This is a genomic window from Brevundimonas sp. 'scallop' (assembly GCF_011045535.1).
Classification (GTDB): domain Bacteria; phylum Pseudomonadota; class Alphaproteobacteria; order Caulobacterales; family Caulobacteraceae; genus Brevundimonas; species Brevundimonas vesicularis.
In genome coordinates this window covers 1728902-1740439 of record NZ_CP039382.1, presented here as the reverse complement: position 1 = coordinate 1740439, position 11538 = coordinate 1728902, and the positions used below count along the sequence as shown (strand labels likewise).

Annotated in this window: 11 protein-coding genes; all 11 read right to left on the bottom strand. The window is 64.9% G+C overall.

Annotated elements, in window-relative coordinates:
* Nucleotide 1 precedes the first annotated feature (1 nt).
* The 11 genes from nuoN to nuoF all read right to left on the bottom strand — a co-directional run bounded on the left by nuoN (nt 2) and on the right by nuoF (nt 11536).
* Complete coding sequence (gene nuoN, locus E4341_RS08610) at nt 2–1444, bottom strand: NADH-quinone oxidoreductase subunit NuoN (RefSeq protein ID WP_165116615.1); 1443 nt, start codon at nt 1442–1444, stop codon at nt 2–4.
* Between the two features lie 9 nt (nt 1445–1453).
* The gene (locus E4341_RS08605) at nt 1454–2938 is read right to left on the bottom strand and encodes an NADH-quinone oxidoreductase subunit M (RefSeq protein WP_165116613.1); all 1485 of its coding nucleotides are present in this window, start codon (nt 2936–2938) and stop codon (nt 1454–1456) included.
* 4 nt (nt 2939–2942) lie between these two features.
* Entirely contained in the window at nt 2943–5030 is a 2088-nt protein-coding gene (gene nuoL / locus E4341_RS08600) for an NADH-quinone oxidoreductase subunit L (protein WP_066627607.1), read from the bottom strand.
* A 2-nt stretch (nt 5031–5032) separates the two neighbouring features.
* Nucleotides 5033–5338 carry an NADH-quinone oxidoreductase subunit NuoK gene (nuoK, locus tag E4341_RS08595; RefSeq protein ID WP_039247409.1) on the bottom strand — a complete coding sequence of 102 codons (306 nt, stop codon included), beginning with the start codon at nt 5336–5338 and terminating at the stop codon, nt 5033–5035.
* On the bottom strand, nt 5338–5964 hold the full coding sequence (locus E4341_RS08590; protein ID WP_017503986.1) for an NADH-quinone oxidoreductase subunit J: 627 nt from the start codon (nt 5962–5964) through the stop codon (nt 5338–5340). Before E4341_RS08590 ends, nuoK begins: the two co-directional genes overlap by 1 nt.
* Before the next feature lie 74 nt (nt 5965–6038).
* Complete coding sequence (gene nuoI, locus E4341_RS08585) at nt 6039–6530, bottom strand: NADH-quinone oxidoreductase subunit NuoI (RefSeq protein WP_017503987.1); 492 nt, start codon at nt 6528–6530, stop codon at nt 6039–6041.
* The gene (locus tag E4341_RS08580) at nt 6530–6709 is read right to left on the bottom strand and encodes a hypothetical protein (protein WP_165116611.1); all 180 of its coding nucleotides are present in this window, start codon (nt 6707–6709) and stop codon (nt 6530–6532) included. Before E4341_RS08580 ends, nuoI begins: the two co-directional genes overlap by 1 nt.
* Nucleotides 6709–7782, bottom strand: a complete 1074-nt coding sequence (gene nuoH / locus E4341_RS08575; RefSeq protein ID WP_165116609.1) for an NADH-quinone oxidoreductase subunit NuoH — start codon at nt 7780–7782, stop codon at nt 6709–6711. The genes E4341_RS08580 and nuoH overlap by 1 nt, the downstream gene beginning before the upstream one ends.
* 3 nt (nt 7783–7785) lie before the next feature.
* A complete protein-coding gene (nuoG, locus tag E4341_RS08570; protein ID WP_165116607.1) occupies nt 7786–9831 on the bottom strand; it encodes an NADH-quinone oxidoreductase subunit NuoG in 2046 nt (681 codons plus the stop codon).
* Nucleotides 9831–10220 (bottom strand): hypothetical protein, encoded by a 390-nt coding sequence (locus E4341_RS08565; RefSeq protein ID WP_153922735.1) that lies wholly within the window; start codon nt 10218–10220, stop codon nt 9831–9833. Before E4341_RS08565 ends, nuoG begins: the two co-directional genes overlap by 1 nt.
* Before the next feature lie 2 nt (nt 10221–10222).
* Complete coding sequence (nuoF, locus tag E4341_RS08560) at nt 10223–11536, bottom strand: NADH-quinone oxidoreductase subunit NuoF (protein WP_039247403.1); 1314 nt, start codon at nt 11534–11536, stop codon at nt 10223–10225.
* Nucleotides 11537–11538 lie beyond the last annotated feature (2 nt).

Genomic DNA, 11538 nt, shown 5'->3' with positions numbered 1-11538 from the left:
CCTACCCGTTCCCGAAGCCGGCGCTCGCAGCCTTGGTCAGCGGCTCCAGCCAGGTCAGACCGACGATCACCAGCGGGAAGGCGAAGGCGGCGCAGGCCCACCCGATCCACTTCGCCTCGACCGGCGCGGCGTCGGTGGCGGTGTCGTCCACCGGCGCATCGAACCACATCAGTTTGATGATGCGCAGATAGTAGAAGGCGGCGACGACCGAGGCGACCAGACCGGCGGCCGCAACGGGCCACAGACCTGCATCGGCGGCGGCGCCGAACACATAGTATTTGCCCCAGAAGCCCGAGAACGGCGGCATGCCCAGGACCGACAGCGACAGGATGGTCAGGGCCACGGCGGTCAGCGGACGATCCTTCTTCAGGCCGGCCAAATCGGCGATGCGGCGGATCGGACGGCCCGACTTGGACAGGCTGAGCAGAATGGCGAAGAAGCCCAGCTGGTCGATGACATACAGCGTCATGAACATCAGCATGGCCTGCAGGCCCTCGGCCGTGCCCGCCGCAATGCCCAGCAGGGCGTAACCGATGTTGGCGATCGAGGAATAGGCCAGCAGCCGCTGGATGTCCTTCTGGGCCAGGCCGCCGAAGGCGCCGACGACGAAGCTGATCAGCGAGATGGCGATCAGGACCTGCGACCACTGCGCGTGAGCGTCGCCGAAACCATTTTCCAGCGCGCGGGCGATCAGCACCATGGCCGCCACCTTGGGCGCCGTGGCGAACAGGGCCACGACCGGCGTCGGCGCGCCTTCATAGACGTCTGGCGTCCACATGTGGAACGGCGCGGCCGAAACCTTGAACGCCAGGCCGCAAATCAGGAAGACCAGGCCGAAGACCAGGCCCGGGCCGGGATTGTCAGAGGCGACGGCGGCGATGTCCTCGAACCGCATCGAGCCGGCGAAGCCGTAGATCAGGCTGGCGCCATACAGCAGCAGACCCGACGACAACGCGCCCAGGACGAAATACTTCAGGCCCGCTTCCGACGCCTTGACGTCGTTGCGATGGAAGGCGGCGAGCACATACAGGGCCAGAGAGTGCAGCTCGATCCCGACATACATGGAGATCAGGTCGCCCGAGGACGCCATCATCCCCATGCCGGCCGAGGCCAGCACGATCAGGACCGGATATTCGAACTTGGCGATGCGCGTGCGCTTCATCCAGCCGTCGCCCAGCACGACCGCCACGGCGGCCGACAGATAGATCAGGCTCTTGGCGTAGATGGCCAGCGGATCGGCGACATAGGCGCCGTTGAAGGCGACGCCCCACGGTCCGACGATCGAGATGACCGATGCGGCGATCAGCAGCAGGACCGACAGGATCGAGACCAGACGGGCGCTTTTGTCGCCCATGAAGGCGCCGACCATCAGCAGGACCAGGGCGCCGACCGCGAGGGTGACTTCCGAGGCGGCGAGATGCAGGGCGGAGGATAGATCAGGCATCTGTAAGTCTCACCCGCCGATCGCGGCGCGATACGCGCTGGTCAGGGCCTCGACGGCAGGCCCGGTGTAATCGAGGACGGAGGCCGGATGGACCCCCAGCCAGATGGTGCCGACGATCAGCGGCACGAACAGCAGCAGTTCGCGCTTGTCGATGTCGGTGATGGTCTCAAGCTTCGGATTGGTGATCTCGCCGAACATGACCGCGCGGTACAGGGTCAGGGCATAGACCGCCGAGAAGATGACGCCCGAGGCTGCAACCAGCGCCGCCCAGGTCGAGGCGTTGTAGGCCCCAGTCATGGTCAGAACTTCGCCGATGAAGCCCGAGGTGCCCGGCAGACCGACGTTGGCCATGGTGAACATCAGGAAGATGGCGGCGTACCACGGCATCTTCGACGTCAGGCCGCCGTAGAAGGCGATCTCGCGGGTGTGCATCCGGTCATAGACGACGCCGACGCACAGGAACAACGCGCCCGAGATCAGGCCGTGGCTGATCATCTGGAAGATGGCGCCCTGCATGCCGATGTCGTTGCCGGCGAAAATGCCCAAGGTCACAAAGCCCATGTGGGCCACGGACGAATAGGCGATCAGCTTCTTGATGTCCGTCTGACGCCAGGCGACCAGCGACGTATAGACGATGGCGATCACCGACAGGGTGAAGACCAGCGGCCGGAACATCTCCGACGCCATCGGGAACATCGGCACGTTGAACAGGATGAAGCCGTATCCGCCCAGCTTCAGCAGAATACCGGCCAGGATGACCGAACCGGCCGTCGGCGCCTGAACGTGGGCGTCGGGCAGCCAGGTGTGGACCGGCCACATCGGCATCTTGACCGCGAACGAGGCGAAAAAGGCCAGCCAAAGGATCGGCTGGACGGCGGGATCGAAGGCGAAACGCTTCAGCTCAGGAATGCTGGTGGTGCCCGCCTCATGCGCCATCCACAGCATGGCCAGCAGCATCAGGACGGACCCCAGCAGGGTGTAGAGGAAGAACTTGTAGGCCGCATAGATGCGGTTCTGACCGCCCCAGATGCCGATGATCAGGAACATAGGCACCAGGGTGCCTTCGAAGAAGATGTAGAAGAGGAACAGGTCCAGCGAGGTGAACACCCCGATGACCAGCGTCTCCAGCACCAGGAAGGCGATCATGTATTCGACGACGCGCGTTTCGACCGACTTCCAGCTGGCCAGGATGCAGATCGGCATCAGGAAGGCCGTCAGGAGCACGAACAGGATCGAGATCCCGTCGACGCCCAGGTGATAGCTGGCGCCCGCGAACCACGGGACCATCTCCACGAACTGATAGCCGGTGTTAGCGGGGTCGAAGCCGGCGACCAGCACGACCGACACCGCCAGGGTCACCAGGGTGGTGATCAACGCGATCCAGCGCGCGGCCGGCGCGGTCGCGTCGGCCGACTTTGACGTCAGCCGAGCGGCGAAGATCGCCAGGGCCCCGACCAGGGGCAGGAATGTAACGAGGCTCAGGATGTAGGGCACGAGATCAGGCTCCCCACGCAAGGATGGCGAAGGTGAGCAGACCAGCCACCCCGAGCAGCATCACGAAGGCGTAGTGATAGACATAGCCGGACTGGATCTTGCCCAATCGAGCAGCGGATTTCAGCGACACCCAGGCGGCGCCGTTCGGGCCCAGACCGTCGATGATCTTCACGTCGCAAATCTTCCAGAAGAAGTTCCCGATGGCGCGGAAGCCGCGCACGAAGACGAAGTCGTACAGCTCGTCGAAGTACCACTTGTTGTAGAGGAAGCGGTAGATGACGCCGTTCCGCTCGGCCATGCGACGGCCCATGCCCTCGCGAGCGACGTAGATCCAATAGGCGAAGGCGGTGCCGATCAGCGTCAGGATCAGCGGCGACCATTTCACCCAGGTCGGAACGTCGTGGCTTTCGTGCAGGACGTGGTTGTTCGCGCCGGTGAAGATCGCGCCGCGCCAGAACTCGCCCTCGTGATGGCCGATGAAGTGCGGCGCGAAGACGAAGCCGGCGGCGACGGCGCCGACCGACAGCAGGATCAGCGGAACCAGCATGACCAGCGGGCTCTCATGCGGCTTCAGCGGACCATGATGACCGTGGTCGTCATGCGCATGATCGTCGTGATGATCGCCGACCGGCTCGGAATGGGTTTCCAGCTGGGCGTGGGAAGCGTGGTCGTCAGCATGATGCGCGTCGCCCTCTTCCTTCCACACCGGCTTGTTGTGGAAGGTCATGAAGACCAGGCGCCACGAATAGTAGGCCGTCAGACCGGCCGCGATGATGCCGACGAAAAAGGCGAACAGACCGATGGCCGAGTGACCCGAGGCCGCCGAGGCATAGGCGCTCTCGATGATAGAATCCTTGGAGTAAAAGCCGGCGAAGCCGCCGACGCCGGGGATGCCCAGGCCGGTGATGGCGATGGTGCCGATGGTCATCACCGCATAAGTGACCGGAAGCAGCTTCCACAGGCCGCCCATCTTCCGCATGTCCTGTTCGTGGTGCATGCCGTGGATCACCGAGCCGGCGCCCAGGAACAGCAAGGCCTTGAAGAAGGCGTGCGTGAACAGGTGGAACATGGCCGCCTGATAGGCGCCGACGCCCGCCGCGAAGAACATGTAGCCCAGCTGCGAACAGGTCGAATAGGCGATGACCCGCTTGATGTCGTTCTGGGTCAGGCCGACCGTGGCGGCGAACAGGGCCGTGATCGCGCCGATGATGGCGATGATCTGCGACGCGCCCGGCGCGTACTCATAGATCGGGCTCAGCAGGCAGACCATATAGACGCCGGCGGTGACCATGGTCGCGGCATGGATCAGCGCCGACACCGGGGTCGGGCCTTCCATCGCGTCCGGCAACCAGGTGTGCAGGAAGAACTGGGCCGACTTGCCCATGGCGCCGATGAACAGCAGGAAGCCGGCCAGATCCAGCGCGGACCACTGGACGCCCAGGAACTCCCACGTCGTGCCAGCCTTGGTGGCGATCAGCGGGAACAGTTCGGCGAAGTTGATGGTGCCGTACATCCAGAAGATCGTCATGATCCCCAGCACGAAACCGAAATCGCCGACGCGGTTCACGACGAAGGCCTTGATGGCGGCGGCGCTGGCCGTCGGCTTCTTAAACCAGAAGCCGATCAGCAGATAGGACGCCAGGCCCACGCCTTCCCAGCCGAAGAAGATCTGCATGAAGTCGGCCGCCGTCACCAGCGCCAGCATCATGAAGGTGAACAGCGACAGATAGGCGAAGAAGCGCGGTCGGCTATCGTCCTCGGCCATGTAGCCCCAGGAGTACAGGTGAACCAGCGAAGACACGCTGGTGACCACGATCAGCATGGTCGCCGACAGGGCGTCGATGCGGATCGACCAGGCCGACTGGAAGTCGCCCACGTTGATGAAGGGCGCCAGGCGAATGGTGAAGGGCTCCAGATGGCCCCAGGTCCATTGGCCGAACACCGTCCAGGCCACGGCGCACGAGAAGAACAGCAGGCCGGTCGTGACGGCCTGCGACGGGATGTTGCCGATCCGGCGTCCGAAGAAGCCGGCGATGGCCGCGCCCAGCAGCGGGGCGAAGATCCCGAGAATGACGAGGGTATGGAAGGTCACGCTCAGCCCTTCATCACGGAGGCGTCGTCCACGGCGATGTCGCCGCGGTTACGGAAGAAGGTCACCAGGATCGCCAGGCCGACGGCGGCCTCGGCCGCGGCGACGGTCAGGACGAACATCGCCATGATCTGCCCGCTGATCTCGTTCAGATAGGCCGAGAAGGCGACGAAGTTGATGTTCACAGCCAGCAAGATCAGCTCGATCGACATCAGGATGATGATGACGTTCTTGCGGTTCACGAAGATGCCGAACACCCCGATGGTGAACAGGATCGCAGCGACCGTCAGATAGTGGGTCAGACCGATCATCAGAGAAGCTCCTCGGCGCTGACGCCTTCGCCCGTGGCGGCGGACTTGATCTCGACCGACTTGCGACGATCGCGGTTCACCTGGTCGCCGGGGTTCTGGCGTTTGATGTGCGGCTTGTGGCGCAGCGTCAGGGTGATGGCGCCGATCATCGCGATCAGCAGCACGATCCCGGCCGCCTGGAAGAAGTAGACGTAGTCCGTGTAGAGCACGCGACCGATGGCCTCGACATTGGTGACGCTAGCGTCCGGCGCGCCCGGCGCCGGCAGACCCGCAGCGGCCCCGCCCTGAACCACGGCGACCGAGACGATGATCATCTCGACCAGCAGCACGGCGGCGATGATGGCGCCCAGCGGCAGATAGCGCGCGTAGCCTTCGCGCAGCTTCAGGAAGTCCACGTCCAGCATCATGACGACGAACAGGAACAGCACCGCGACCGCGCCGACGTAAACGACGACCAGCAGCATCGCCAGGAACTCGGCGCCCAGCAGGACGAACAGACCCGCCGACGAGAAGAAGGCCAGGATCAACCACAGCACGCTGTGCACCGGGTTGCGCGCGGTCACGACCAGAAGGCCGGAAACCGTGGCGACCGCCGCCAGCAGATAGAAGGCTATGCCTTGCAGCATGTCGGGACGAAGCCCCTTTCGTATCGGCCGCGACCCTCGTTGAGGAATCGCTGGCCCGTTTAGCGAGATGCGCCTTAGCGGTAAGGCGCGTCGAGTTCCAGATTCTTGGCGATCTGCCGTTCCCAGCGGTCGCCGTTATCGAGCAGGCGTTGCTTGTCGTAGAGCAGCTCTTCGCGCGTCTCGACGGCGAACTCAGAGTTCGGCCCTTCCACGATGGCGTCCACCGGGCAGGCCTCCTGGCACAGGCCGCAGTAGATGCATTTGACCATGTCGATGTCGTAGCGGGTCGTGCGACGGCTGCCGTCGGCGCGCGGCTCGGCCTCGATGGTGATGGCCTGAGCCGGGCAGATGGCCTCGCACAGCTTGCAGGCGATGCAGCGTTCCTCGCCGTTCGCATAGCGACGCAGCGCATGCTCGCCGCGGAAGCGCGGCGACTGCGGATTGCGCTCGAACGGGTAGTTCACCGTCATCTTAGGACGGGCCATATACTTCAGCGACAGACCGATGGCGCCGATGACGTCCAGCATCATCGCGCCCTTGGTCGCCTGGACGATACGGGTGAACATCAGGGCTTATCCTTGGGGGCGGGCGTCGTCTTGGGAGCGGTCTGGCTGGCGCGCCAGTCCTGTTCGATGCGGTCCTGGCGTTGCTGCCATTGATAGCTCGACTCGGGCATACGCGAAGCGTCGGGCGCGCAGGCGGCGGTCATCGTCACAAGACCGAGGCCGATGGTGAGGCCGCGCATCACGCCCCCACCACGAAGACGCGCCAGGCCGACACGATCACGACCGCGACCAGCGACGTCGGCAGGAAGATCTTCCAGCCCAGACGCATCAGTTGGTCATAGCGATAGCGCGGCACGAACGCCTTCACCATCGAGATCATGATGAACCAGAAGACCGTCTTGGCCATGAAGGTCAGCAGATAGATCGTATAGGCGATCCAGGCCGGCAGCCCATCCATCCAGGCCTGCGGCACGCCGGGGTTCCAGCCGCCGAAGAACAGCAGGCTGATCATCGCCGACATGAAGACGATGTTGACGTACTCGCCCATCATGAACAGCAGATACGGCGTCGAGCTGTATTCGACCTGATAACCGGCGACCAGTTCGGACTCGGCCTCGGGCAGGTCGAACGGCGGGCGGTTGGTCTCGGCCAGTGCCGAGATGAAGAAGATGATCGACATAGGGAACAGGATCACCACCAGCGGCCAGGTGTCGGCGCCGCCGCCGAAGCCGTACCAGTTCCAGAACATGCCCTTCTGGCTGTCGACGATCGCCGACAGGTTCATGGTGCCGGCCAGCAGGATCACATTGATGATGATCAGGCCTAGCGAGACTTCATAGGACACCATCTGCGCCGCCGAACGCAGCGAGCCCAGGAACGGATACTTCGAGTTCGAAGCCCAACCGCCCATGATGATGCCGTAAACGCCCAGCGACGACACGGCGAAGATGTACAGGATGCCGACGTTCAGGTCCGACACCACCCATCCGGGCGCGAACGGAATGACGGCCCAGGCCATGAAGGCCAGGATGACGGTGATGATCGGCGCGATGATGAAGACCGCCTTGTCGGCGCCGGCCGGGATCACGACCTCCTTCAGCACGAACTTGATCATGTCCGCGAAGGATTGAAGCAGGCCGAAGGGACCGACGACGTTCGGACCCTTGCGCATCTGCACCCCGGCCCAGACCTTGCGGTCGGCCAGCAGCAGGAAGGCGACGGCGATCAGCACGCCGACCGTGATCAGCAGGACCTGGCCGACCGTGATGAGCGTCCAGCCCAGAGGCGTGGCCCAGAAGGAAACGGGGTCCATGGCTTACTCCGCCGCCATTGCGACCGGCTGGGTCCGCAGTGCGGACAGCTCGGCCATCGTCGCGCTGGCGCGCGCTATCGGATTGGAAAGATACAGGTCGGTCACGGCCGAGACGAAGGCTCGGTCGCCCAGATCGCCCTTGGCGCCCAGGGCCGCCACGTCGAACGTCGCCGGCGCGGGCAGATAGTCGATCCGGCCAAAGGTCGGGTGATCGCCCATCAGCTTGGCGCGCAGTTGCTCCAGCGTGTCGTAAGGCAGGGTCTTGTCGACGCGCGCCGACAGGGCGCGGATGATGGCCCAGTCTTCCTTGGCCTCGCCCTTGGGGAAGACGACGCGTTCGGCCATCTGCACCCTGCCCTCGGTGTTGACGTACAGGCCGGCCTTCTCGGTGTAGGCCGCGCCCGGCAGGATCACGTCGGCGCCGTGCGCGCCGCGGTCGCCGTGGCTGCCCAAATAGACGCGGAAGGCGTTCGAGCCGGTCGGATCGACCTCATCGGCGCCCAGCAGGAACAAAACGTCCAGCGCATCCGGCTTCAGCATCTCAGAGACCGTCAGGCCGCCGTCAGCCGGCACGAAGCCCATGTCCAGACCGGCCACGCGCGAGGCGGCGTGGTGCAGGACGTTGAACCCGTTCCAGCCGTCAGCGACGACGCCGACCTTCTTGGCCAGGGCGCCGAGTGCGTTCAGGACGGCCGGACCGCCCTCCCCTACCAGCGCGCCGGAGCCGACGATGATCGCCGGACGCTCGGCCTTGGTCAGGAAGTCCAGCGCCGATTTCGGCAGCTTGGCCAGGGTCTGCGTGCCTGCGCCCAGATAGGCGTAGTCGAACGTCAGGTCGGCCTGTTCGCCGATCAGACCGATCTCCACGTCGCCCTTCAGCCAGGCCTTGCGCAGGCGGGCGTTCAGCAGCGGCGCCTCGGTGCGCGGATTGGCGCCGACGATTAGAACGGCGTCAGCCTTTTCAATGCCTTCCAGGCCGGAGTTGAACAGCCATCCCTCGCGCGGACCGTAACCCAAGGCGGCGCCGTCCTGACGGCAATCGGTGTTGTTCGAGCCCAGGGCGCGGAACAGATCCAGCGTCGCCTTCATCGACTCGGCGTCCTGCAGGTCGCCGGCGATCACGCCGATACGGTCGGCCGGCGCGGCCTTCAGCTTGGCGGCGACAGCGTCCAGCGCCTCGTTCCACGAGGCGGCGCGCAACTTGCCGTTCTCGCGGATCCACGGCCGGTCCAGACGACGCGCGGTCAGGCCGTCGACGACGTAGCGGCTCTTGTCCGACAGCCACTCCTCGTTGATGCCCTCATTGACGCGCGGCAGCACCCGCATGACCTCGGACCCGCGGTAGTCGGCGCGGATGTTCGAGCCCAGGGCGTCCATGACGTCGATGGTCTCGGTCTTCTTCAGTTCCCACGGACGATAGTGGTACTGCCACGGACGGTGTGTCAGGGCGCCGACAGGGCACAGGTCGTTGACGTTGCCCGACAATTCCGAGGCGACCGACTTCTCCAGATAGGTCGTGATCTCGGCGTCCTCGCCGCGCGAGATCATGCCGATGTCCGGCACGCCGGCCACCTCGGTGATGAAGCGGACGCAGCGCGTGCACTGGATGCAGCGCGTCATGAAGGTCTTGATGGTCGGCCCCATCGCCTTTTCTTCGACCGCGCGCTTGTTCTCCGAGTAGCGCGAGCCGTCGCGGCCGTAGCCGACCGACTGGTCCTGCAGGTCGCACTCGCCGCCCTGGTCGCAGATCGGGCAATCCAGCGGGTGGTTGATGAGCAGGAACTCCATCACCCCTTCGCGGGCCTTCTTGACCATCGGCGTGTCGGTGAAGATTTCCTGGCCGTCGGCGGCCGGAAGCGCGCACGAGGCCTGCGGCTTCGGTGGTCCTGGCTTCACCTCGACTAGGCACATGCGGCAGTTGCCGGCGATGGACAGGCGCTCGTGATAGCAGAAGCGCGGAATCTCTTGTCCGGCGCGTTCGGCGACTTGGAGCACGGTCATGCCGGACTCGAACTCGGTTTCGACGCCGTTGACCTTGGCGATAGGCATCAGCGGGCCTCTTGCTTGGCGGCGGGAGCCGCCATTTGTACATCCACGGACATCCGCTGACCGTCGCGGAACAGGTCCGCACCGTCGGCTTCCGCCCGGCATTCGAATTCCAGCCTGCCGCCATCGACAGGCGCGCGCCACGACACCTGGGCCGTGCGTTCGCCGGTGGCGGTGAAGACGACGGCGTCGCCTTCCTGGCCATACATGCGGTTCACCATGTCGCGGCAGGCCGCTTCGAGGTTCGCCGGAGCCGCCGCCGTCGCGACAGGAGCCACTTCAGCAGGAGCCGCCGTCGCGGGCGCGGTCGACGCTTCAGGCGCAGCCTTTTCCCCCTCGCCGCAAGCGGCGAGGGTCGGAAGCGTCAGCAACAGGGCGACGGCGAGGCGCATCTCTACTCCGCCGCGATCGCGTGGCCGGCGAAGTTCGCGCGGCGGCTGCGATAGTTGGCGATCCGCTCTTCGATCTCGTGACGGAAGTGACGGATCAGGCCCTGAACCGGCCAGGCGGCGGCGTCGCCCAGGGCGCAGATGGTGTGGCCCTCGACCTGGCCGGCGACGTCCAGCAGCAGGTCGATTTCCGACGGATCGGCCTCGCCCACGGCCATCCGCTCCAGCACGCGCCACATCCAGCCGGTGCCTTCGCGGCACGGCGTGCACTGGCCGCAGCTCTCATGCTTGAAGAAGTAGCTGATGCGGGCGATCGCCTTCACGATGTCGGTGGATTCGTCCATCACCGTCACGCCGGCGGTGCCCAGTGAAGAGCGAACCTCGCGCATGGAATCGAAGTCCATCAGGACCGTCTCGGCCTGTTCGCGCGTAATGACCGGGCAGGACGCGCCGCCCGGGATGATGGCCTTCAGATTGCTCCAGCCGCCACGCACGCCGCCGCCGTGATCCTCGATCAGCTGACGCAGCGGGATCGACATAGCCTCTTCGACGACGCAGGGCGTGTTCACATGGCCGGACAGGGACATCAGTTTGGTGCCGGTGTTGTTCGGACGGCCGAAGCTGGCGAACCAATCGGCGCCGCGACGCAGGATCGTGCCGACGACGGCGATCGACTCGACGTTGTTCACCGTGGTCGGGCAGCCGTACAGGCCCGCACCGGCCGGGAACGGCGGCTTAAGGCGCGGTTGACCCTTCTTGCCTTCCAACGATTCCAGCAGCGCCGTCTCTTCGCCGCAGATGTAGGCGCCCGCGCCGTGGTGGATATAGACGTGGAAGTCCCAGCCGTGGACGTTGCCGTCGCCGATCAGCTTAGCCTCATAGGCCTGCTTGACGGCGGCTTCCATCCGCTCGCGCTCCAGCACGTATTCGCCGCGCAGATAGATGTAGCAGGCATGGGCCTGCATCGCGAAGCTGGCGATCAGCGCGCCTTCGATCAGCAGGTGCGGATCATGGCGCATGATCTCGCGGTCCTTGCAGGTCGCGGGCTCGGATTCGTCGGCGTTGATGACCAGGTAGTGAGGACGATCCTTCACTTCCTTGGGCATGAAGGACCATTTCAGGCCGGTCGAGAAGCCCGCGCCGCCCCGGCCGCGCAGCCCCGAGGCCTTGACGTTGTTGATGATCCAGTCGCGCCCAAGGTCCAGCATGTCCTTGGTGGCGTTCCAGGCGCCGCGGTTTTTCGCCCCGTCCAGCGTCCAGTCGTGGAAGCCGTACAGGTTGGTGAAGATGCGATCCTTGTCTTCGAGAATGCCGACCATGG